We start from the raw sequence: 23,233 nt of genomic DNA on the forward strand, positions 1-23,233 counted from the left end.
CGGGCCGGCGTCCCTTAGCCCAGCAGGCCGGGCACGATCAGCAGCGCCGTGGGCAGGGCAAGCAGGAGGGTGCAGCCGGCCAGCACCGTGCCGCGGACCGCGGTGGGCAGTTCCGGCCGGGGCGAGAGCAGCCGGCTGACGCGCGAAGCCGTGGTGCGGGCGGCGTCGGAGCCGGTCACGCCCGCTGCGGCCTCCAGCCCGTCGAGGGCCAGGCCGGCCTGAGCGGCGGGCCGGAAAGCCCGGGCGCCGGCCGAGCCGCTGGCGACTATGGCGATTGCCTTGATGAGGGTTGACCGACTTTCCGTCTTCAGGGCAACATCGTCAGCCAGCATCTCGATGAGGGAGTTCACGGACTCCTGGGCCAGCCTGGTGGTGGGAAGCCAGGGGAGGGCCTGGCGCCACGCGGCGAACGCCCAGAGGAGCAGGTGGTGGCGCTGGTTGAGGTGGGCGTTCTCATGGCTCAGGACTGCCCGCAGTTCGTCCGGTTCAAGGGCGGCCATCAGGCCGTCGGAGAGTACAGTGACCGAGCGGGCCCCGCCGGGCAGGCAGTAGGCCACGGGGGAGTCGTGGCTGATGACCACCGTTCCTGCCCTTTCGGCGGAGGGCGAAGCCAGGAGGTCAAGCAGTTCACGGTGGCGCCGGCGCTGCCGCCGGATCTTGTAGTACGTGAGCAGCAGCGTAAAGACCAGGTGCGCCGTGAGCAGCGCGGCAGCGGAGAGGGCAAAAAGGTGCCAGAAGCCAAGCGCGGTGGTGGGCGCATTGAAGAACACCATACCCGCGAGGGCCCGCAGGCCGGCGATCAGGTTTTCGCCCACCGGTTCCAGGCCGTAGACCAGCATGGCGCCGATCATCGAGAGCCCGCCGGCGAGGGCGATCGCCTGCCAGAGGAGCATGGCGGTAAACGGCGAGCGGGCCGGCCACTGGGCACGCGAAAGAAAGATAGGCACCGGCCACGCCAGGACTATCGCCAGGACCGCCAGCAGGTATGAGGTCCAGAACATGGGCCCGCTAGACGTGGCCGAGCAGTTTGCGCAGCGTTTCGGCTTCACTTTCGGTCACGGAACCGATGAACTGCGCCAGTACGGCTTCCCGGTCAGGCGCGGAGCCCAGCACCTCATGCATCAGTTCCGCGGTGTGTTCCTCCCGGCTTGAAACCGCCTGGTAGCGGTGCGGCCTGGTGCCGCGTTCCCGTTCCACAAGGCCTTTCTTTTCCAACCGTGAGAGGACAGTCAGGACCGTTGTGACGGCAAGTTCCTTGCCGGCATGCCCGGCTGCGTCCCCGTCCGCCTCCGTGGTGGTTGCCAGTCTGTCACGCAGGGTATTTGCGGTGGCTGCTTCGTGGCCCGCCCAGAGCAGGTCCATCACTGCCCGTTCCAGTTCCCCAAGACTTGCCATTGCTACATCCTTCTTGTTCCCGCATCCGCCGGCTGAGCGCCGCGGTGCCTGCACATTGTTCGCTACAGATACACCACTAAATTTACCTGTTTTTTGGCTGAGTTTCTACGTACCGTAGAACACAGCGTGGGCGGTCCCCTTGTTGGCGGTGCAGTGACGTGCAACTCTTGTTTTTACAGTGCCTGCCGCATTGTTCTACACTCTGTAGAAGTTACAGTTCTACGATTCGTAGAAGTTGAACCCCGACCCCCGAGGGACTGCTGTGGAAGCTCTGGAAATCGCACGCTGGCAATTCGGCATCACCACCGTTTACCACTTCATGATGGTGCCCCTGACTATCGGCCTGGGCCTGGTGGTCGCAGTCATGCAGACCATCTGGTACCGGACCGGCAAGGCCGAATACCTGAGGATGACCAAGTTCTGGGGCAAGCTCTTCCTGATCAACTTCATCATGGGGGTTGCCACCGGCATCGTCCAGGAGTTCCAGTTCGGCATGGCCTGGAGCGAATACAGCCGGTTCGTCGGCGACATCTTCGGCGCACCGCTCGCACTGGAGTCCCTGCTGGCGTTCTTCGTTGAGTCCACGTTCCTGGGCCTGTGGATCTTCGGCTGGAAACAGCTGAAGCCGGCCATCCACCTCGCCTGCCTGTGGATCGCCGTGGTGGGATCGGTCTTTTCCGCCTACTTCATCATTGTGGCCAACAGCTGGATGCAGCACCCCGTCGGCGCGGAAATCATCAACGGCCGGCCGGTCATGACCGACGCGTGGGCCGTGTTCACGAACAACACCGCGCTGGTCGCCTTCCCGCACACCTTGATGGGAGCGCTGGCCGTGGCCGGCGGGTTCCTGCTGGGCATCGCCTGGTACCACCTCTGGCGCCGGCGCAAGGACGGCATCGACACCATCGGCCCTGACGGCAAGGTCATTCCCGGCGAAGCACCGATCGCCGGCCGCGACAGGACCGACTACAACGTCTGGATCCGCTCCCTCCGGATCGGCGCCGTCGTCGCCATGATCTCGTTCGCCGGCACCGCCCTCACCGGCGACCTGCAGGGCAAGCTGATGTTTGAGCAGCAGCCCATGAAGATGGCCGCTGCCGAAGCCGCCTGCCACGACGGCACCGGCTTTTCGGTCCTCAGCGTCGGCAACCTCGGCTCCAAGAACTGCGACGACATCACGGCAGTGATCGAAGTGCCGGGCATCCTGTCCTTCCTTGCCAAGGGCGACTTCACCACTGAGGTCAAGGGCGTCAACAGCCTCCTGGACCAGTACAAGGCCGACTACGGCACCCACCTGCCGGACAACCCGATCTACGGTGAACGGGCCGGCGCCGAAATCCAGTACGTCCCCGTCATGGAAGTCACGTACTGGGGCTTCCGGATGATGATCGGCTTCGGCGGACTGGCGGCGATGGCAGCTCTCGTGGCCCTCTGGCTCACCAGGAAGGGAACCGTCCCCGCGTCGCCCTGGCTGATGCGCCTGGCGGTATTGGGCATCCTGGCCCCCTTCGGTGCCAACGCCGCCGGCTGGATCTTCACCGAAATGGGCCGTCAACCGTTCGTGGTGGCGCCCAACCCGGACCTGAACGGCATTGACCAGGTGTTTATGTTTACGGCAGCCGCCGTTTCGCCCGGCGTGTCGGCCGGCGAACTGCTGACCTCGCTCATCGTCCTGGCCGCGGTCTACGGCGCCCTGCTCGTGGTGGAGGTCAAACTCCTGGTCAAGTACATCCGCGGCGGCGTGGTCTCTGCCATGCCGGAACTGGTGCAGGCGCCGGCGGACGAGAACGAGGACGGCACCCCGGGCCCCGGCGGCACCGCCAAACCCGCCGATGACGTCCTGGCATTCGCCTACTAAGCAGAGCAGAGGATATTCGACATGGAACTGCTGCCCACCATCTGGTTCGTCATCATTGCGGTGCTCTGGACCGGTTACCTTTTCCTTGAAGGCTTCGATCTCGGCGTCGGAATGCTGATGAAGCTGTTCGCACGGAACAACACTGAACGCAGGGTGCTGCTGAACACGGTCGGCCCGGTCTGGGACGGCAACGAGGTCTGGCTGATCACGGCCGGCGCGGCCACTTTCGCGGCGTTCCCGCTCTGGTACGCCTCGCTCTTCTCCGCGCTCTACCTCCCCCTCCTGGTGGTCCTCGTGGCACTGATCTTCCGCGCCGTGGCTTTCGAGTACCGGGGCAAGGTGGACGATGACAGCTGGCGGGCACGCTGGGACTGGGCCATCGCCCTGGGCTCCTTCTTCGCCGCCTTCGGCGTGGGCGCGGCCCTGGCACTGACCACCACCGGCCTGCCGCTGAACGCAAACGGCGACCGTGAAGGCGGAGCGATGGCGTGGTTCAGTGGCTACGCCGTCCTGGGCGGACTGGCCGTGGTGGGGTTCTCCCTGCTCCATGCCCTGGCGTTCCTCGCCTTGAAGACCGACGGCGACATTCGGCACCGGGCCCGTGCCTGGTTTGTCCGGCTGCTGCCCGTCCTGCTGCTTCCCCTGGCCGCCTGGGCGCTGGTCATCCAGTTCCTGGCGGGCGAGCTGTGGACCTGGGCCGCCGTGGTCCTGGCAGTCGTGGCAGCTGTCGTGGCGTGGTTCCAGGCCAGGCGCGGAGCCGAGGGCCACGCGTTCATGGCCATGGGAACCTTCCTGCTCCTGGGCAGTGCCTCGATCTTTGGCGCCGTGTTCCCCGTGGTGCTGCCCTCCACCCTGGACCCGGCGTTTGACCTGACCATTGCCAACGCGTCCTCCTCCGATTACACCCTCGGCCTCATGAGCGTGGTGGCGGCGGTGGGCCTTCCGCTGGTGATCGTGTACCAGGCCTGGACGTACTGGGTGTTCCGCCGCCGCGTCAGCGCGGCGCACATCCCGGAGGCCCACAGTTTCCTGCCGGCAGTGGCCGTCAGGGCATTCACCACGAAGGGCTGACCCGGCGTGCGCCCGGACTTTCCAGCCGGACCGGCCACCCGCTCCGCCGTCTACTGGCTTGGCCTGCTGGCCGCGCTGAAGGCGCTCGCCCTGGTCCTCATGGGGCAGGCCGTGGCGGCCATGCTCGCCGGACTGGCCACCGGGAACGATTCCTGGCCGGACCAGCTGCCCTGGGGCCTGGCAGGCGTGGTGCTACGTTCAGTCACCGTGTGGGCACAGGGCATCGCCGCCCGCAGGGCCGCCCTGGGCATCAAGGAGGAACTGCGGCAGGAACTGCTGGCACGCGCCCTTCGGAACGGTGCACGCAGCACCGGGCCGGGCGACGGCGGCCTCGCCGTGCTGGCGACCCGCGGCCTGGATGCACTGGACAGCTACTACACCCAGTTCCTGCCCGCGCTCGTGAACTGCGCCGCCATCCCGCTGCTGCTGGGGGTACGCATCCTCTTCGCGGACTGGGTCAGTGCCGTGGTAGTGGTCCTGACGGTTCCGCTGGTCCCGCTGTTTATGGTGCTGATCGGCCGGTACACGGAGGACCATGTCCGCGAGGCGCAGGAAACGCTCACCCGGCTCTCCGCCCACATGCTGGAGCTGGCCAAGGGGCTGCCCGTGCTGGTGGGCCTGGGCCGCGCCACGGCACAGCGCAAGGCCCTGGAGGAAATCTCCGAGGAATACCGGACCAAAACCATGGGGACCCTGCGGACCGCGTTCCTCTCCGCCCTGGCGCTCGAACTCATCGCCACCATTTCCGTGGCCGTGGTGGCCGTCTTCATCGGAGTCCGCCTGGTGCAGGGCGACATGGCCCTCGAGGCCGGCCTCCTGGCGCTCATCCTCGCGCCCGACTGCTACCTGCCGCTGCGCGAACTGGGCACTGCGCACCACGCCAGTGACGATGGGAGGGCCGCGCTCGCCGCGACCCGGACCGTCACCGAAGCACCGGAGCCGCGGCCGCTGCCTGCCGGCGGCGCCACTGCCGGGAATGCCGAAATCCCCGCCCGCGTCGTCCTTCCAGTGAACGACGACGCCGCGCTGCCTTCCACAGCGGACTCACGCGGCGTGTCGGTCACCGACCTCACGGTTACCTATGCGGGCAGGGCGGAAGCCGCCGTCGGCCCCCTCACCTTCACCGCCCCGCGGGGCCGGATCACCGCCCTCGACGGCCCCAGCGGTGCCGGCAAAAGCACCGTGCTGGGCGTGCTCGCCGGGACGGTGGGCGACGGCGCCGGAACCACGGTGTCGGGACAGCTTTCCGGCTTCGACCGGGACGCGGTGGCCTGGGTTCCGCAGCACCCGGTGATGGTGGCGGAGTCCGTCCTTGGGGAGGTCGCGCTCTACGTCAACGCCGGGACCGCAGAAGAATCGGAAGGGATTGCCCGCGAGTGCCTCGCCGCGGCTGCCGCCGGCCACCTTGCCGGGAAGCATCCGGCCGAGCTGAGCCCGGGGGAGCTGCGGCGCGTTGCGCTGGCCCGCGGGCTGGCCCGCATCCGCGCCGGCGCCACCGTGCTGCTCCTTGATGAACCGACGGCCCACCTCGATGCCGCTTCATCGGGGCTGGTGCAGGACTCCATCCGTGCCCTCCGCGGCCAGGTCACCGTGATCCTGGTGGCCCACGACCAGCAGACCCGCGAACTGGCGGACCACCTGGTGCCTGTCTCTGCCCGCGGGGTCACGGAACCGTCCAGGGCCCCTGCCAGGCCGAACGCTGCAGTGGCTCCAGGAGGCCCGGCCGGCGCAGCAGCGGGCGGTGACGCCCATCAGGTCCCTGCAACCCCAGGCCTGGGCGTTGCCCGCCCGGCGTCGGACGGACGGCCTGACCCAACCGACGGAGGGCCTCAGCCAACCAGCAGCCTGCTGGGCAGCCTGCTGGCGCCCGTGGCCGGCCGGTTCACGGGCGCAGCCGTGGTGGGGGCCCTGGCCGCCATCTTCGCTGTTGCTCTCTCCGGACTGTCCGGCTGGCTCATCATCAGGGCGAGCGAGCAGCCGCCCATCCTCTACTTGCTGACCGCCATCGTGGGCGTGCGGTTCTTCGGAATCGGGCGGGCCGTCCTGCGCTACGGGGAACGGCTGCTGCTGCACGACGCCGTCTTTGCCGCCCTCACCCGGCTCCGTGGCCGGCTTTGGGAATCGCTGAGCCGCAAGGCCCTGTCCCTGCGGCGGCTGCTGCAGGGCGGCAACGTCCTGGGCACGGTCATTGACGATGTCGATACCATCCGGGACCTGCTGCCGCGCGTTGTCCTGCCCCCCGTGACCGCCCTTGCGGTTGGCGGTGCGGCGCTGCTGGCCACCAGCCTGGTGGCCCCGGCGGCCCTGCCCGCCGTCACCATCGCGGCCGTCCTCAGCCTGGCCGTGGCGCCCGCTGCTGCCCTCTGGGGCGACCGGCAGTCGGCCGCAGCGGAACAGCGCCTGCGCGCCGGGGTCCTGCGGCGCACGTCCGCGGCCCTGGACGCGCGGGCCGAACTGCACGCCAACGGCATCTCCGCAACGGTCCTGGCCGCACTCCGGTCCGAGGACCGCACAGCAACCAAAGCATCCCAGCGCTCCGCCTGGGCGGAAGGCCTGGGCCAGGCCGTCACCGTAGCCGCCTGCGGCACGGCGGCGCTGGCTGCCGCCGTGCTCACCGCACCGCAGGTGATTGCCGGTGCCATGGAACCGGCCACCGCGGCGGTGATGGTGCTCCTGCAGCTTGCCCTCGTGGAGCCTTATGCAGCCATGACGACGGCGGTCCGCCAGTACCCTGCCCTGCGCCAGGTCATGCGCCGCGTGGCGGAGTCCGGCGTGCTGACCGCGACGGCGGACGAGGAAGCAGAAGGGGACGGGCTGTGCCACGTCCCACCCCGCTCCGGGGCTGTCCCCGGTGTGGAACTGACCAACCTTTCGGCAGCGTGGCCCGGCGGAGGCACAGTGTTCTCCGGGGTGTCGGCAACCGCCGGGCCAGGCCGATGGCTGGCGGTCACCGGGCCTTCCGGCTCGGGTAAGTCCACCCTCCTTGCCGTTCTCCTGGGCTTCCTTCCCGCCGCGGCCGGAAAGGCCGCGGTGACAGGACAGGCAGCCTGGTGCCCCCAGGAAGCTCACCTGTTCGATTCGACCCTTCGTGGCAACCTGATGCTGGGGCTCCCAGCCCGCTGCAACGGCACCTCCGGCACCCCCGGCTCCAGTACCCCTGAGCCCGGCGAGGCCGAGCTGGCTGCGGCCTTGACCGCCGTCGGCCTCGATGCCCTGGTGGCACGGCTGCCGGACGGGCTTGACACCCGCATCGGCTCCGGCGGCTCGTTCCTGAGCGGCGGTGAGCGGCAGCGGCTTGCCGTGGCCCGGACCGTCCTGACAGGCGCCCGGGTGATCCTGCTGGATGAGCCCACGGCCCACCTGGATGCCGAATCGGGCCGTGAGATGCTGGCAGACCTGCGCGCCGGCCTCCAGGACCGAACGGTGGTCATGGTGACGCACAATCCCGCTGAAATCCGGCCGGGCGACACTCTCCTGGACCTGTCCGCTGCTTCGGTGACAGGCGCTGAGGGAGGGACCCGGCATCTGCTGTCAACAGGGCAGCCTTCATTGGCCTGACACGACCGGCTGATGTCGGCACAGGCTACCGACTGATGTAGGTAGCCTGTTGCCATGGACCAGAAGCCACCGGTGGACTTTCCGCAACTGCAGTGGCGGCCGGCCGCGGCGTCCGACATCCCGGCGTGGGCTGCCCTGATTGCCCGGACCGCCGTCGTCGAGACGCCCGTCTGGTACGAGCGGGAAGCGGACCTGCAGGAGCACGTCGCGTCCCGCAAAAACCCTGTGGCCACCCACACGGTGCTTGGTTTCGACGGCCACGGCGTCATCCGCGCGTACGCCAGGATTTCGAAAAACCCGGACGGGGACAAAGCACACGGCTTTGGGTGCGTGGACCCGGCGTGGCAGCGGCGCGGAATTGGCACGGCACTGCTTGGCTGGCTGGAGCAGCGCACCCGGGAGCGCTTCGCCGGGGACCGCGCCAGGGTTCCGGCAGAAGTCTCCGCCGGCGGCGACGCGCGGCCGGTGCCCCGCCTGCGGATCGGGACCGGGCAGCAGCACGCGCACCAGGCCAGGCTGTTGGAAACCGGCGGGTACACGGTGGTCCGCTACTTCAACGAAATGCACCGTCCCCTGGACCGGCCGCTGCCCCCGGCCGCCCTCTCCCCGGGCCTGGTGCTGGCCGCGCTGGTTCCGGAGCTGCACGAACCGGTCCGGCTGGCGCACAACGCGGCCTTCCTCGACCATTGGGGCAGCGAGCCGAAGGACAGGGAATCCTGGTCTTTCATAGTCAACAACCCGCAGGCGCGCCCGGACCTCAGCGCTGTGGTCCTGGACAGTGTCACCGCTGAAGTGGCCGGTTACCAGCTTGCCAGCCACGATCCGGACATCGCCGTGCAGCGGGGCTTCCGGGAGGGCTACACGGAACTGCTCGGCGTACGGCGGGCGTACCGCGGCCGCGGGATTGCCCGGGCGCTGCTGACTGATGCCATGCGCCGGTTTACCGCCGCCGGAATGGACGTGGCGTCACTGGATGTCGATTCGGAGAACCCCTCCGGCGCGCTGGCGCTTTACACGCGGCTGGGTTACCGGGCCGTCAACCGCAGTATGGCCTGGGACAAGGCCCTGTAGTGAACCGCTGTAGTCAGGCCCTGGAGTCAGCCGTCCACGTCGTGCAGATGGTGGACCACGTCGTGCAGGAAATACTGGGACAGCGTCAGGACGGTGAACTTCGAACCGTTGCCCCGCAGGCCCGTCCTGACCCAGTCCTCCTCCCGGACGCCGGCGAAGGACGCGGCGATCTGTTCGCCCTCGGCCGTCAGTTCGGCACTGACAACGGCGGGGTCCGCGCCGGCATAGTCCTTCTCGACAGCCGTCCGGTCCTGGTCCCAGTTCTCGAACCGTGCGTCCTCGGACCCGAGCATCAGGTTCAGCCGCTGGTCGAACAGCGCAAAGACGTCCCGGACGTGGCAGGCGTACTCCAGGGCCGACCACGTGTTCGCGTCCGGACGTTCGGTGACCTCCGGCCTGCGGAGGACCGCCCGCCAGCGCGGGAGCATGTTCGCCACGCTGCCGGCAACGGTCACCGGGGTGACGGTGGATGCATCAAAGGAACACTCCGGGCAGGGCCGGGAGAGTACCCAGGTCCAGTCTTTTTCATCAGGAATGATAGGCATGGCAGCAGTCTAGGCCGGATCAGCCCAGGCCATGGCCGGTCCCACCGCATCCACGGCCTGGGACAGGGGAATGCCCGAACCGTCACGCCGCCCGTGTTCCTGCGGCAGCGACCTGGCCACACCGCCCAGCGAGGACGCCTTGGCCGGTCCGTGCCCCGCCCAGCCCAGCAGCAGGGTGTCTTCGCCCTTGAGGAACCGGTGGGCGCGGACACCTGCAGTGGCGCGGCCCTTGACCGGATACTCGGCAAACGCCGTCACCTTCGCGGCGCCGGGCGCGGTGCCCGGCAGGGCGCCGTCGGTCCCGGCGATGGTCACCACGACGGCGGCGTCATCGTTCGGGTCCACCGCGCCAAAGAACACCACATGGTCGCCGGCGCCGAGCTTGATCCCGGCCATGCCGCCCGCTGTCCTGCCCTGGGCCCGGACGGTGCCGGCACTGAAGCGCAGCAGTTGCGCTTCGCGGGTCAGGAACACCAGGTCCGTGTCTTCCGACCCTGCCGGGGCCACACCCACCACGGCGTCCTTGTCCTTGAGGGCAATGATTTCCCAGTCCTCGCGGTTCAGGGGGTAGTCCGGCTGGACCCGTTTGACCACGCCCTGGGCGGTCCCGATGGCCAGGACCTCATCCAGCGGGGCGAAGGCCACCAGTGTTTCACCCTTGCCCAGGGTGATGAAATCCTTGGCGGGGACCCCGCCGGCCAGGTTGGGCAGGCCGGACATCGGCGGCAGCACCGGCATGTCCATCACCTGGAGCCGCAGCATGCGCCCCAGTGAGGTCACAGCGGCGATCTCACCGCGCGCGGAGGTCTTGACCACGGACCGGAACACGTCATGCCGGACCCGCGGACCTGACTCGGCGAGCGGCTCCTGGTTGGACGTGCGGGCAATCTGGCCCGAGGCCGTAAGAATGGCCCAGCACGGGTCATCGGGGATCTCCAGGGCCAGCGGTGTGGCTTTCCCCTTCACCCCGGGCGCGGCAGCCAGGGCAGCGGCCACCGTGGGGGAGACGGCCTCGGATTCGAGCAGCACCGTCCGGCGCGGGGTGCCGTATTTCTCCGCGATCTCGCCGAGCTCGGCCGACACCAGTTCACGCAGCCGCTGCTCTGAGCCGAGGATGGCTTCCAGCTCCGCAATTTCGCGGCGCAGCTCCTCCTGTTCCTTCTCGAGTTCGATCCGTGAGTACTTGGTCAGCTGCCGCAGCCGCAGTTCCAGGATGTAGTTGGCCTGGATTTCGGTGAGGTCGTAGATGGACATCAGCCGTTCGCGGGCTGCGGCCACCTCGTCCGAGGAGCGGATGATCTGGATGACCTCGTCAATGTCAACGATGGCGATCAGGAGGCCCTCCACCAGGTGCAGGCGGTCCTTTTTCTTGCCCAGCCGGAAGGCGGTGCGCCGGCGGACCACGTCGATCCGGTGGCCGACGTAGACAGAGAGCAGGTCCACCAGCCCGAGGGTCTGCGGCTGGCCGTCCACCAGCGTCACGTTGTTGATGCCGAACGAGTCTTCCATGGGGGAGTAGCGGTACAGCTGCTGGAGGACAGCGTTCGGGTTGAACCCGTTCTTCAGCTCGATGACCAGGCGCAGGCCGTGTTTGCGGTCCGTGAGGTCCACGATGTCGCTGATGCCGGTCAGCTTCTTGGCGTTGACCGCGTCCTTGATCTTCTCGATCACCTTTTCCGGGCCCACCATGTACGGCAGTTCGGTGACCACCAGGCCGGTCCGCCGGGCGGAGAGCTGTTCGATCTCCACTTTGGCGCGGGTTTTGAAGGATCCGCGCCCGGTGGCGTACGCGTCACGGATGCCGTCCAGGCCCACGATGCGGCCGCCGGTCGGCAGGTCCGGCCCGGGGACAAAACGCATCAGGTCATCCAGGGTGGCGTCCGGGTTTGCGATCAGGTGCCTGGCGGCGGAGATGACCTCCACCAGGTTGTGCGGAGCCATGTTGGTGGCCATGCCCACGGCGATGCCGGTGGCACCGTTGACCAGCAGGTTCGGGAACGCCGCCGGCAGCACGTCCGGCTGGGTGAGCTGGTTGTCATAGTTGGGGACAAAGTCCACCACGTCTTCGTCCAGGTGGTCCGTGAGCGTCAGCGCCGCCGCCGCCAGCCTGGCCTCCGTATAGCGGGGAGCAGCCGGGCCGTCATCGAGGGAGCCGAAGTTGCCGTGGCCGTCGATCAGCGGCAAACGCAGCGAGAAGTCCTGGGCCATGCGCACCATGGCGTCATAAATGGCTGTGTCGCCGTGGGGGTGGAGTTTACCCATGACCTCGCCCACCACGCGCGCGCTCTTGACGTGGCCGCGGTCAGGCCGGAGGCCCATCTCGCTCATCATGTACAGGATCCGGCGCTGCACCGGCTTGAGGCCGTCCCTGGCGTCGGGCAGGGCCCGGGAGTAAATCACCGAATAGGCGTACTCGAGGAAGGAACCTTCCATCTCGGACGTGACATCGATGTCCACGATGTTCTCGACGTAATCCTGGGCGGCTGCCCCGGCTGGGGGTGGGCTTTGGCGGCGGGCCATATGGCTGGTGGATCCTTCTGGGTTACTGATGGTGCGCTGGCGGGCTGCAGTTTCCTGGCGCAGTTTTGTTGGCGCAGGGCCTGCGGCGTCCTTTTGTGGTTAGGCTAAGCCTATGGTGGATCAGCCCGGGGACGGCGAATATCCGGAACATTGGGAAGCCGATGTCGTGCTCAGGGACGGCGGCACAGCGCATCTGAGGCCAATCCATCCCAGTGATGCCGACGCCGTCCAGGCCTTCCATACCGGGCAGTCGCAGAACTCAATCTACATGCGGTTCTTCACGTTCAAATCCCGGCTGTCCACTAAGGAGCTCAAACGCTTCACTGAAGTGGACTACAAGGACCGGGTGGCGCTGGTCATCACTTTCGGCGGCGAGATCCTGGGCATTGGCCGCTACGACCGGCTCGATGACCCGGCCGAGGCCGAGGTCGCCTTCAACATCGCCGACGCCCACCAGGGCAGGGGAATCGGATCGATCCTTCTCGAACACCTCGCCGCCGCCGCCCACGAAAACGGAATCCGCCGCTTCACCGCCGAAGTGCTGCCGGAAAACCGCAAGATGCTGATGGTTTTCGCTGATGCCGGCTACGACGTCAAACGCCATTTCGACGACGGCGTGGTCAGCCTGGAGTTCAACATCGGTCCCACGGAAAAATCGCGTGCCGTCATGGAGTCACGCGAGCACCGCGCCGAGGCGAGGAGCGTCAGGGACCTGCTGACGCCGTCGTCCATTGCGGTCATCGGCGCGAGCCGCAAGTGGGGGACCGTGGGCCACCAACTGCTCGAACACATCATTGAGGGCGGCTTCCCCGGACCCGTGTACGCCATTAACCCCGAGGCGCTGGAACTGGCCGGAATGTTGTCGTTCGGCAGGCTGTCCGAGGTCCCGGACCCGGTCCAGCTCGCGGTCATCGCCGTTCCCTACACCGAAGTGCCCGGCGTGGTGGATGACTGCGCCGCGGCCGGGGTCAAGGGGCTGGTGATTGCCTCCGCCGGGTTCGCGGACGACGGCGAACGGGGCCTGCTGCGCCAGCGGGACCTCGTCCGGAAAGCGCGGGCGAACGGCATGCGGGTCATCGGGCCGTCCTCGCTCGGGATCGTCAACACGCATCCGCAGGTTTCGCTCAACGCCTCAATGGCGCCGGAGATGCCGCGGCGCGGGGGCCTGGGGCTCTTCAGCCAGTCGGCGGCCATCGGGGTGTCCCTCTATGCGGCATCCAGCCGCCGCCGGCTGGGACTGTCCACGTTCCTCTCGGCCGGCAACAGGGCGGACGTGTCCGGCAACGACATGATGCAGTTCTGGGAAGACGACGCCGACACCACCGCCGTGGGCCTGTACCTGGAATCAATCGGCAACCCGCGCAAATTCTCCCGGATCGCCCGTCGCCTTGCCCGGTCCAAGCCGGTGGTGGTTGCCAAGTCCGAGACCATGGGCCTTCGGCTTCCGCCCGGCCACGCCGTCCGCACCACCCAGGCACCGGCGGGGGCACTGGACGCGATGATGCGGCAGTCCGGCGTCATCCGGGTGGAGACCATTGAAGAGCTCATGGACGTCGCCCAGATCGTCGCAGGCCAGCCGCTGCCTGCCGGTCCGGGGCTGGCCATCTTCAGTAATTCCATGGCGTTGGGCAAGGTGGTGGCAGACAGCGCCGAAGCCCACGGCCTGGCCGTCCACGGAATCGTCACCGACGTTGATCTCGACGCCGGGATGTCCCTTGCGCTGCCGGCGCTCCGCCGCAGCCTCCAGGAAACGCTCGCGTCCGACGCCGTCCACGCAGTGGTGGCGGCACTGCTGCCGGTCCGCGGCCTGACGGTGGAAAGCATCGCGGGGGTGCTGGCCGAGTGCTCCGCGGCGGCAGGCAAGCCGGTCGTGGCCGCCTTCACGGGAATCCTTGATGCCTCCGTTTACGTGGAGGGGATGGTGGGCAGCGAGGCGCAGACCGTACCGTGCTTCTCCAACCCGGGCGCGGCCGTGGCGGCGCTCGCCGCCGTCGTGCGCTATTCCGAGTGGCTCGCCCGGGACCCGGGCCAATTTGTGGAGCCCGCCGGCTGCGATCCGGAAGCCGCGGACATGCTCCTGGATCAGTTGCTCCAGGATGTCCAGGGCGCCGAACTCAAAGCCCTGGACGCCGCGTCCACGGCCGCACTGCTGGCGCACTACGGCATCCCGGTGCTGCCGTCCGCCGGGTTCGGGTCGGAGGATGAAGCAGTCGCCGCCGCGGACCGGCTGGGCTGGCCGGTTGCCTTAAAAACCACCGACCCGGCGCTCCGGCACCGCCTGGACCTGGGCGGTGTGCGGCTGGACATCGAGGATGCAGACTCGCTGCGCCGGACCATCGCGCAGATGCGCCGGTCGCTGGCCCCGTACGGTTCGCGGTCCCTGGAGGTGCAGGCCATGGCTCCCGTGGGGCAGGCCTGCACGTTCCGGGCCATCGAGGACCCGCTGCTGGGGCCCGTGATCTCCTTCGGCCTGGCCGGGGACGCCGTCAACCTGCTCGATGACTGGGCGCACCGGGTTCCGCCGCTGTCCGCCGCCGACGTCGAGGAGTTCGTCCGGGCGCCCCGGGCCGCCCGCAAGCTGCTGGGCTACCAGGGCCTGCCGCCCGTGGACATGGATGCGCTTGAGGACCTCGCCGGGCGGCTGGCGTGGATGAAGGACAACCATCCCGAGATAGCCCTGGTCGAGTTCAACCCGGTCCTCTGCGGTGCCCGGGGGCTGTCGCTGCTGGCCGCCGAAATCCGGATCGGCAACCCTGCCCGGCGCACCGACAGCGCCCGGCGGGCCATGCTGGGCTGAGCGCGGTTAGCATGTCCCCGGCGGATCTGTGAAAATGGGGGGCATGAGCTCACAGCCTTCCCCGTCGACGCCATCCACGCCCGGCAATGACAACCAGGCACCCCGACCCCACAGCTCACACAGCCACACGCCGCAGGCCCTGAGCCTGGACGACGCACTCCAGAAGGCCGGTTTCTACCCGCTCCTGGTGGCCGACGTTGTTGACGACGCGTTGGACGGCCGCGAATGCGTGGCCCATCTGGTGCATCTGGAAACCCATTTTGACCGGGCCGAGGTCCGCCGCCACATCACGGTGCTGGTCCTTACCTCGGACATGCTGGTGATCACCCACGTGGACGACCAGCAACTCGATGAGGCCGGCGAGCAGATCGTCGCCCAGATCTCCACCGAGTCTGTGCCGGTGGCCCAGATCCGCTCCGTTGTCCTGAGCTACATGTATTCCCAGCCGCAAAACTACAAGCCTTCGGATCCGGTGCGGGAAGTCACCCTGGCCATTGCCTGGTCCGGCGGCCAGCGCCTGGACATGGGGCCCGCGAGCTGCGGGGATCCGCAGTGCGAGGCCGATCACGGCTACAGCGGCACCATCGCCCAGGAAGACATTGTCCTGCGGATCAGCGCCGAAGCGGACGGCTCCCAGGCTGTCCAGGACGCCAAACTCTTTGCCCGCGCCCTGAGGGCCGTCAACACCGGGTCCACCGCCCCGCTGCTGCACGCCGGCCAGACCCTGCAGCCGCGCCCCCGGACCGGCGTGTTCGGAAACAGGCTCAGCCGCGGGCACCAGCGCTGAGATGCCGGAACACGCAAGAACAGCACTTTCTGCTGCCCGCCCCGCCGGCGGCACCCACCCGCTGGACGTGCCCCCGGCTCCTGCCTTCGGCCGGCGGTCCGTTGCCGAGGTCCTGACCAGCGCGGCCGCAAGCCTGGGCGTGGAAGGATTCACCAACACCCTGGGCCTGCCGGGGGCCTCGCGCGTGTGTGTGGTCCTGGCGGACGGGCTGGGCCGGAACCTGCTCAAGCAAAAGTCCGCGCACACCCCGTTCCTGCGTTCCGTCATGCAATCCGGGCAGGGCGAGGTGCCGGTCTGGCTGGACTCCACCTTTCCCTCGACCACTGCGGCGGCCCTGGCGACCTTCGGCACCGGACTCCCGCCCGGCCAGCACGGCATGGTGGGCTATGACGTCCTGGACCCTGCACAGGACAAAGTGGTCAATATGCTGGGCAACTGGGATGCCAACGTGGACCCGCTCGCCTGGCAGCCGCACCCCACCGTGTTCGAACGGGCAGCCGGATCAGTCACGGTGACAACGGTCAGCCTGCCGCAGTTCGGCAACTCGCCAATGACCCAGGCAGCCCTCCGCGGCGGGAACTTCGTCTCAGCGGTCACTTCCCACGCCCGCACGGCTGCCGCCGCCGAGGCCATGGCCGCTGCCGGGCCCGCGCTGATGTATTTCTACGTCAACGAACTGGATAAGGCGGGTCACCGGTACGGCTGCCAGTCCGAGCAGTGGGAACACCAGCTCGAAGAGCTCGACGCCACGGTCAGGCGGCTCAGCGCCTCCCTGCCTGCCGGGACAACCATCCTGCTCACCGCGGACCACGGCATGCTGGACGTGCCCGAGCCGCAGCGGATCGACTACGCGGCGGACCCGGCCCTGATTGAGGGCGTGCGTCATACTGCGGGGGAACCGCGCATGGTGCACCTCTACCTTGACGATCCTGCCGATCATGCGGCCCGTGAACGCCTGCTGACGGCCTGGCGTGCCCGCTTCGGCGCCCGGGTCTGGGCATTCAGCCGGGAGGACGCCATGACGGCCGGGCTGTTCGGATCCGTGCGTCCGGCCGTCGGGCCCCGGATCGGTGACGTTATGATCGCCGCCCGGGACGCCCTGGCGCTTTACGACACCCGCCGGGTTCGGCCCGCCGCGATGGAGGTGGTGGGCCAGCACGGTTCGCTGACCAAGGCCGAACGCGAAGTTCCGCTCCTCTGCTTCCCCGCAGAAGGCAAAACGCGGCGCGGCTGAGGCTAGTCCCGCTTGGTTCCGAAGACGATCTCGTCCCAGCTGGGAACGGTTGAGCGTTTCGGCTTTGCCGGCTGCCGTTCGGGCAGTTCGGAATCCTGGTGCCTGCCGGATGCGGGTTCATCGCTGCCGGCTGCGTAGGCTGCCCGCCGTGGTCCGCCACCCAGGAGCTCGTCCAGTCCCGCACCCGGTGTGCCCTTCCCGGATTCCCCGGGCGCTTCCGACGCCGGGACAACCGGACCCACCGGACGCAGCTGGGATGCCGCGATGGTGATTTCGCGCGTCTCGGTGCTGACGCCGTCGTGCAGTTTCAGGATGTCGTCTTCATCCCCGGCATCACGGTGCGGCGGAATAATGTTCAGGCGCGAGAGCATGGACGGACGGCCGTCCCGCCGGCGGGCCAGGGGATCCACATCGGCAGCCGGTGCCGTGGTGTCAGTCGCCGCCGCCTCTGCGTGCGGGTCATCCTGCCCGGTGTCCTGACGGGCGCCCTGCTCGGGGACAACCTCCGACGGACGCGGGTGTGCCGCGGGCACGCCGTGGGTCAGCAGCAATGCCAGGGCGTCGTCAGCGTCTTCGTCCACGCCAAGGCGCTGGCCCCGGCGGGAACGGAGCATGTCCAGGAGCCCGTCGGATTCCTTGGCCTGCACAATGGGGTGCGGACCGGTGGCGTTGCGGGCGGCGGCTTCGGCGTCGGTTTCGAAATCGAAAGGCCTGTCGGAGACTGCCGTCAGCCGGCGTGCCGGGACGGGGCCATCCAGCGGTTCGAGTTCGCTGAGCTGCTGGGCCCAGCGGTTGGCGTTCTGAAGTGATTTACGGCCGGGGCTGAAGGTCCACAGTGCCGGCGGTTCTTCACCGATGCCGGCCTGGCCGGCACGCTGCGGTTCGAAGCGGGCCGCCACCGTCCAGTTGCCGTCCTGGCGCCGCCAGGAATCCCATTCCACCGTGGACGGTTCAATGCCGTGTGCGGACAGGCGGTGGCTCACCATCTCACCAAGGGTGGCCGGGTTGTCCCCGAAAATGGAGCGGTAGGCGTCGTGGCCCGGAGAGGGCGAAGCCACCTCCACCTTGCGTGCCTGCTGGGCCACGTATTCCCGTTCGGCGAGGACCGGGCCCTCGTACCGCTCCACCTTGGCCAGCGGCAGCCCGGAAAGCTCAGCCACGTCCGCGGCGGTGGCACCGCTGCGGATGCGTGCCTGAATGTCCCGCGGGGACATGGCAATGGGCGCCGCTGCTGTTGCGGCTTTCACTGACGGCCGGCTGGCCGCCCGCAGTGCCTCATCGATCGGCAGCTGGAACATCTCGCCGCCGGCACCGCTCAACAGGAGATGCTCCCCGTCGTCGTGTACGCCTACAAGCCGTAGATCCTGCATGCAAATCCTCCACCCTGGCATTACTATCAATCGAAACTCTGCCACTGCCGGGCACTGTTTTCGGTTAGGAGCAAGGGCGCGCCGCGATATTCCGGGACTTTCGCGTGCCGGGCACAAACCGGAGGTGCGCTGCGTTATCAACGGTGTTACCCGCTGACGTGAAAGGAATGGAGTTGAGCGGAGATGGCCACCGACTACGATGCGCCGCGCAAATCTGAGGAAGAGCTCGGTGAGGATTCGCTGCAGGAGCTGAAATCCCGGCGGACCGAGAAGCCGGCGGCGGTGGTGGAGGAAGACGAAAACGACCTCGCTGCGGGTTACGAGCTTCCCGGTGCTGACCTGTCCGGCGAGGAGTTGCTGGTGCAGGTGGTCCCGCCGCAGCCGGACGAGTTCACGTGTTCCTCGTGCTTCCTGGTCCGCCACCGCTCCCAGATCGCCCGTGAAAAGGACGGCCACTTCTACTGTGCGGAATGCGAAAGCTGAGCCCCGTTGACCCCGGGCCCTACTTTGCCGAGAGCGCTGCGGTGAGTTCAGCGGGCCGGCGCGAGGATGTCAGCCAGTAGGGCGTCCGGTCGGACGGGTCGGTGATTTCGATCCGCACCACGGGATCGATCCAGCCCCGGATGCAGAGGTAGGCGAGTCCGTTAAGCTGTGTGCCGCGTTGAGCCGTGGCTTCCTTTCCGCTGAAAGCCTCCACGGCGCCCACGAAGCGGCGCTCGATGGTGGCACGGCCCACAGTCAGTGTTTCCCCGGTGACCATGATGGTGGGGGTTGAAACCACCAGCAGGACGGCGATGATGATGAACAGCACTACTGCAGCGATGTAGCCCGTTGCCAGGCTGATGGGGGCGAAGACCAGGATGCCGGCCGCGGATATCCCTGCCGAGATGATCCAGATCCAGACGTTGGGCCACAGCCTCTCCCGGAATACTGCCGGGGCGCCGGCGGAGGGGGTGTTGGGGACAGGTGCGGCTGAACTGGATTCGGGCATGCCCTCAGCTTTCCATCTTTGGCCGGCTAATTCATCTTGGTGTTCTGCAGGAGCCACCCTGCGTCTAGGAAGGAACGGCGGCCGGGCGTTAGAGTGAGTGACTGTGACTGACGAACTCGCCACTGTTGAAACGGCACCTGACACTGTTGGCTCCGGCTCTGCGCCGGACACGGCCGGCTTCGGAGCCCCCACCCTGCAGGTCCAGCTGAAAATGCTCGACGCCGGCCTGGAAGCGCCGTCGTACGCCCACCCCGGCGACGCCGGTGCGGACCTCCGGGCCAGGGAAGATGTGGTGCTGCAGCCGGGCGAGCGGAAACTGGTGCCGACGGGAGTGTCCATCGCCCTCCCGGACGGCTTTGTGGCCCTGATCCACCCCCGGTCCGGCCTCGCCACGAAGCACGGGCTGACCATCGTCAACGCTCCCGGCACCGTGGATGCGGGTTACCGCGGAGAAATCTCCGTGACCTTGCTGAACACCGATACGCGCGAGGCCATCGAACTGCGCCGCGGCGATAGAATTGCACAGATGGTCATTCAGCGCGTCGAATACGCACAGTTTGTCCCAGTCAACGAATTGAGTGAATCCGTTCGGGGCGCCGGCGGGTTCGGTTCCACCGGCGGTTTCACGCCCCGCAGCACCTGAAGCCAGCCCCCTGCATTGAACCTGCGGGGACAATCGGGCGGCGCGGGGGCTGCAGCGGCGGCATGGAAATCGGCGGGACCCCCGGGCCCGGCCGGGCACTTACACAACTAAGGAGACAAACCCATGGTTTTTGGGCTCGGCAGGAAATCCAAGAAAGAACAGGACGCCGAACCGGCCGAATCCTCCGCGTCAGCGGAATCAACGGATTCCACCCGGGCAGCGTCGGGGGACCCGGGCCTGCGGGCCAACGGCCCCTTCGACGTAGCCGAGATCGACAGCCGGGACGGCTACGTTGACCTCGGTGCCCTGCTCATCGCCCCGAGCGAGGGATTGCAGCTCCGGCTCGAGGTCGAAGAAGCCACCCAGCGTGTGGTGGCCGTGACCATGGACCTGAACGGCTCCAGCTTGCAGCTGCAGGCTTTCGCCGCCCCCAAAACCGAGGGGCTATGGGACGAAATACGCGAGCAGATCGGCCAGTCCGTGGGGAGCCAGGGCGGCCAGGTGGAAGAAGTGCAGGGTACGTTCGGCACAGAGCTGATCGCCAAGCTGCCCGCCGGTGCTGCGGACGGAAGCCAGGGATACCGGGTGGCCCGGTTCATCGGTGTGGACGGACCCCGCTGGTTCCTGCGCGGCGTCCTGGGCGGGGAAGCGGCTCTGGAGCGTGAGGCCGCCGCTGAGCTGGAAGCCCTGTTCCGCCGCATTGTGGTGATCCGTGGTGACAGCCCCATGCCGCCACGGGACCTGCTGCAACTCCGCCTGCCCAAGGACGCCACCGCCACTCCGCCTCCTTCCGCCCCTGAACTTCAAGAGCCCGAGCGCGGTCCGGAAATTACCCAGATTGGCTGATTCCCAGCACGTGGCCCCGGGCCGGCAGCCGCACGCCGAAGTAACCGTCAGCGGCCTCCCGGAAAGGGGCCGGGTGCTGTGCCACGGGTTCATTGAATCGGTAACTTTTCTGCCGACCAATCAAAACCCGGCGTTTACGGCCATCATCACCGACCTTGACGAGCAGCGCGCCGGCGTCAGCATCGGTCACGGAAGCGAAAAGCGCCTCCGCATCGTCTGGCTGGGCCGCCGGAGAGTGCCGGGGATCGAAGCCGGGACGGAAGTCCGCGTCGAAGGCATGCTGACCCAAAGCCATGGCCTGCCCACCATTTTCAATCCGCGCTACGAAATCATCTCCCGCCAGGAGCACGAATGACCCCGTCCCAGCTGCCCGAGCCGTCCTCCGGACCGGAACGTTCCAACCCGGAGCAGGCCGGTCCCGGGGCGTCCCGCCCGGACCCCTCGCCCATGGCGGGCCTGGCTGGGGATTATGCCGCCAAGGCCGGGCTGCACCGCACCCATGACGGGCAGATTGACGTCCTCAAGAGTGCGGGCGGCATCCAGGGCATCGCCGAGAGCGTCGTCCCCGGCCTGGTTTTCCTTGTGGCCTTCACCATCACCCGGGACCTCACCCTGTCGCTGGCGGGTGCGCTGGCATCCGCCGCTGCCTTTACCGTGGCCCGCCTCATCCAGCGGCGCCCGCTGACCCAGGCGCTGGCCGGGGTTGTGGGCGTGGGTATCTCGGCGTGGCTGGCCAACACCACGGGAAAGGCAGAGGACTTTTATCTTCCCGGCTTTTTCACCAACGCCGCCTACATCGTGGCGATGGTCATCTCCATCGCCATCAAGTGGCCGCTGGCTGGCCTGCTGTTTGGGTTCATCCGTAACGAAGGCCTTGAGTGGCGCAAGGATCCGGCCCGGGTCAAGGCGTACCGGCTGGGCACCTGGATCATCGTGGCGGTCCTGGTGCTTCGGCTGATAGTCCAGGTACCGCTGTACCTGATGGGGGCGGACGGGCTGGCCGCCCTCGCCACCACGCGCCTGATCATGGCAGCACCGCTGTATATCCTCGGCGTCTGGATCGCCTGGCTGGTCACCCGCCCGGCGCCGGCCGGTGCCGGCGATCAGCCGTCGAAACCGTCGTCCTCAGGAGCCTGAGCTCCGGCCGGCAGCACGGCTTCCGGCTCATGGACCACGGTTTCGCCAGATTCGGGGGACAGCAGTGCGCGGAGTTCGTCCTCCGCGGCGATGGTGGTGACGAAGAACAGTTCATCCCCGCCGTCGATGACGTCGTCGCGGCTGGGCGTGATGGGTGCGTGGTCACGGAGGATAGCCACCAGGGTGGCGTCCTCGGGCCAGGTGATGTCGCCAACTGTCAGTCCGATGACGTGGGAATCGTGCGGCACCGTGAATTCCACGAGTGAGGAAACCCCGGTCTGCAGGGTCAGCAGCCTGACCAGGTCACCGATTTCCACAGCCTCTTCCACCAGCGCCGTCATCAGCTGGGGAGTGTTCACGGCTACGTCCACGCCCCAGGAATCGTTGAACATCCAGTCGTTCTTCGGGTTGTTGACCCGGCCCACCGTGCGGCCCACGCCGAATTCGGTTTTGGCCAGCAGCGAGACCACCAGGTTGACCTTATCGTCCCCGGTGGCGGAGACCACGACGTCGGCGTCCTCCACTTTTGCCCCCTGCAGGGTGCTGAGCTCGCAGGCATCGCCCACCAGCCAGTGCGCGCCGCGCAGCCCGCTGCGGCCGATGACCTCTGGCTTGAGATCGATCAGCAGGATGTCGTGTTTGTGTGCCAGAAGTTCCCTGGCGATCGATGACCCGACACTGCCGGCACCGACGATGACAACTTTCACTACAACTCCTTGACAGGTGCTTTGGCCAGGATCTGGGCGACCTGGGAACTTCGGTCCACCGGCAGCATGGCATGCACGGTGTCGCCGTCCTGGTAGAGGGTGCCGGACTCAGGCAGGATGCCTTCGCCGAACCTGGTGAGGTAGGCCACCCGGATGCCGGCAGCCTTCTCAACTGAGGCGATCCGCTGGCCGATCCAGCCGGCGTCGAGATCCACCTCGGTAAGCACCAGCCGGCCGGAAGGCTCACGGAAATCCCCGGCGATGTGCTGCTCGGGCAGGATACGGCGCAGCACCTGGTCAGCGCTCCAGCGCACTGCCGCGACCGTGGGAATGCCAAGCCGCTGGTAGATCTCCGCCCGGCCGGGGTCATAGATCCTGGCCACCACATGGGGAACGTGGAACGTCTCGCGCGCCACCCGGGTTGCCAGGATGTTGGAGTTGTCCCCGCTGGACACGGCCGCGAAGGCGTAGGCCTCGGCAACTCCGGCCTGCTGGAGGGTGTCCCGGTCAAAACCCACACCGGTGACTTTGCGCCCGGTGAAGCCCTGCCGAAGCCGGCGGAACGCCCGGTCGTCCTGGTCGATGATGGCGACGGAATGGCCTGCATCCTCCAGCGTGTGCGCCAGGGTGGCCCCCACCCGGCCACATCCCATGATCACGAAATGCGCCACCGTGTTTCCTTACCTTCCGTCGGCTGTTACTG

20 protein-coding genes are annotated in these 23,233 nt (G+C 67.8%); 12 read left to right on the forward strand and 8 right to left on the reverse strand.

The window, feature by feature from the left end; genetic code table 11:
* Positions 1-14 precede the first annotated feature (14 nt).
* A complete protein-coding gene (locus PY310_RS06910) occupies positions 15-1,001 on the reverse strand; it encodes a M56 family metallopeptidase (protein ID WP_275213606.1) in 987 nt (328 codons plus the stop codon).
* A gap of 7 nt (positions 1,002-1,008) precedes the next feature.
* On the reverse strand, positions 1,009-1,395 hold the full coding sequence (locus PY310_RS06915) for a BlaI/MecI/CopY family transcriptional regulator (RefSeq protein WP_275213607.1): 387 nt from the start codon (positions 1,393-1,395) through the stop codon (positions 1,009-1,011).
* A 262-nt stretch (positions 1,396-1,657) separates the two neighbouring features.
* Between PY310_RS06915 and PY310_RS06920 the strand changes: the two genes are divergently transcribed.
* The 4 genes from PY310_RS06920 to PY310_RS06935 are packed head-to-tail and all read left to right on the forward strand — an operon-like array spanning position 1,658 to position 8,953.
* Entirely contained in the window at positions 1,658-3,253 is a 1,596-nt protein-coding gene (locus PY310_RS06920; RefSeq protein WP_275213608.1) for a cytochrome ubiquinol oxidase subunit I, read from the forward strand.
* Between the two features lie 21 nt (positions 3,254-3,274).
* Entirely contained in the window at positions 3,275-4,324 is a 1,050-nt protein-coding gene (gene cydB / locus PY310_RS06925; protein ID WP_275213609.1) for a cytochrome d ubiquinol oxidase subunit II, read from the forward strand.
* 6 nt (positions 4,325-4,330) lie between these two features.
* Positions 4,331-7,882, forward strand: coding sequence for a thiol reductant ABC exporter subunit CydD (cydD, locus tag PY310_RS06930; protein ID WP_275213610.1), 3,552 nt, complete (start codon positions 4,331-4,333; stop codon positions 7,880-7,882).
* A 54-nt stretch (positions 7,883-7,936) separates the two neighbouring features.
* Positions 7,937-8,953 (forward strand): GNAT family N-acetyltransferase, encoded by a 1,017-nt coding sequence (locus PY310_RS06935; protein ID WP_275213612.1) that lies wholly within the window; start codon positions 7,937-7,939, stop codon positions 8,951-8,953.
* A 26-nt stretch (positions 8,954-8,979) separates the two neighbouring features.
* Here the strand turns inward: PY310_RS06935 and PY310_RS06940 are convergent, their stop codons facing one another.
* Positions 8,980-9,498 (reverse strand): DinB family protein, encoded by a 519-nt coding sequence (locus tag PY310_RS06940; RefSeq protein WP_275213614.1) that lies wholly within the window; start codon positions 9,496-9,498, stop codon positions 8,980-8,982.
* 9 nt (positions 9,499-9,507) lie between these two features.
* Positions 9,508-12,018, reverse strand: a complete 2,511-nt coding sequence (locus PY310_RS06945; protein WP_275213615.1) for a DNA gyrase/topoisomerase IV subunit A — start codon at positions 12,016-12,018, stop codon at positions 9,508-9,510.
* A 112-nt stretch (positions 12,019-12,130) separates the two neighbouring features.
* Between PY310_RS06945 and PY310_RS06950 the strand changes: the two genes are divergently transcribed.
* The 3 genes from PY310_RS06950 to PY310_RS06960 are packed head-to-tail and all read left to right on the forward strand — an operon-like array spanning position 12,131 to position 16,836.
* Positions 12,131-14,815, forward strand: coding sequence for a bifunctional acetate--CoA ligase family protein/GNAT family N-acetyltransferase (locus PY310_RS06950; protein ID WP_275213616.1), 2,685 nt, complete (start codon positions 12,131-12,133; stop codon positions 14,813-14,815).
* 43 nt (positions 14,816-14,858) lie between these two features.
* Positions 14,859-15,602, forward strand: a complete 744-nt coding sequence (locus PY310_RS06955; protein ID WP_275213617.1) for a DUF5998 family protein — start codon at positions 14,859-14,861, stop codon at positions 15,600-15,602.
* A gap of 1 nt (position 15,603) precedes the next feature.
* Positions 15,604-16,836 (forward strand): alkaline phosphatase family protein, encoded by a 1,233-nt coding sequence (locus PY310_RS06960; protein ID WP_275213619.1) that lies wholly within the window; start codon positions 15,604-15,606, stop codon positions 16,834-16,836.
* Between the two features lie 2 nt (positions 16,837-16,838).
* Here the strand turns inward: PY310_RS06960 and sepH are convergent, their stop codons facing one another.
* On the reverse strand, positions 16,839-18,206 hold the full coding sequence (gene sepH / locus PY310_RS06965; RefSeq protein ID WP_275213621.1) for a septation protein SepH: 1,368 nt from the start codon (positions 18,204-18,206) through the stop codon (positions 16,839-16,841).
* A gap of 183 nt (positions 18,207-18,389) precedes the next feature.
* On the opposite strand from sepH, the gene PY310_RS06970 reads away from it, so the two are divergent.
* Positions 18,390-18,689: a DUF4193 domain-containing protein gene (locus PY310_RS06970; RefSeq protein WP_275213623.1), complete on the forward strand. Its 300-nt coding sequence runs from the start codon at positions 18,390-18,392 to the stop codon at positions 18,687-18,689.
* Positions 18,690-18,708: 19 nt separating this feature from the next.
* Here the strand turns inward: PY310_RS06970 and PY310_RS06975 are convergent, their stop codons facing one another.
* Complete coding sequence (locus PY310_RS06975; protein WP_275213624.1) at positions 18,709-19,197, reverse strand: DUF3093 domain-containing protein; 489 nt, start codon at positions 19,195-19,197, stop codon at positions 18,709-18,711.
* A 103-nt stretch (positions 19,198-19,300) separates the two neighbouring features.
* Here PY310_RS06975 and dut point away from each other — a divergent pair, with 103 nt between their 5' ends.
* The 4 genes from dut to PY310_RS06995 all read left to right on the forward strand — a co-directional run bounded on the left by dut (position 19,301) and on the right by PY310_RS06995 (position 21,823).
* Positions 19,301-19,840, forward strand: coding sequence for a dUTP diphosphatase (gene dut / locus PY310_RS06980; RefSeq protein WP_275213625.1), 540 nt, complete (start codon positions 19,301-19,303; stop codon positions 19,838-19,840).
* 123 nt (positions 19,841-19,963) lie between these two features.
* Positions 19,964-20,686: a DUF3710 domain-containing protein gene (locus PY310_RS06985; RefSeq protein ID WP_275213626.1), complete on the forward strand. Its 723-nt coding sequence runs from the start codon at positions 19,964-19,966 to the stop codon at positions 20,684-20,686.
* Positions 20,679-21,041, forward strand: coding sequence for a single stranded DNA-binding domain-containing protein (locus PY310_RS06990; RefSeq protein ID WP_275213627.1), 363 nt, complete (start codon positions 20,679-20,681; stop codon positions 21,039-21,041). The genes PY310_RS06985 and PY310_RS06990 overlap by 8 nt, the downstream gene beginning before the upstream one ends.
* The gene (locus PY310_RS06995) at positions 21,038-21,823 is read left to right on the forward strand and encodes a DUF3159 domain-containing protein (RefSeq protein WP_275213628.1); all 786 of its coding nucleotides are present in this window, start codon (positions 21,038-21,040) and stop codon (positions 21,821-21,823) included. Before PY310_RS06990 ends, PY310_RS06995 begins: the two co-directional genes overlap by 4 nt.
* Here PY310_RS06995 and PY310_RS07000 read toward each other — a convergent pair.
* Together PY310_RS07000 and PY310_RS07005 are read right to left on the reverse strand one after the other, a co-directional pair.
* Positions 21,790-22,530, reverse strand: coding sequence for a potassium channel family protein (locus PY310_RS07000; RefSeq protein WP_275213629.1), 741 nt, complete (start codon positions 22,528-22,530; stop codon positions 21,790-21,792). The two genes, PY310_RS06995 and PY310_RS07000, sit on opposite strands and share 34 nt — an antisense overlap.
* Positions 22,530-23,201 carry a potassium channel family protein gene (locus PY310_RS07005; protein ID WP_275213630.1) on the reverse strand — a complete coding sequence of 224 codons (672 nt, stop codon included), beginning with the start codon at positions 23,199-23,201 and terminating at the stop codon, positions 22,530-22,532. Before PY310_RS07005 ends, PY310_RS07000 begins: the two co-directional genes overlap by 1 nt.
* Between the last annotated feature and the right edge of the window lie 32 nt (positions 23,202-23,233).

The organism is Pseudarthrobacter naphthalenicus, from assembly GCF_029076445.1.
Classification (GTDB): Bacteria; Actinomycetota; Actinomycetes; order Actinomycetales; family Micrococcaceae; genus Arthrobacter; species Arthrobacter naphthalenicus.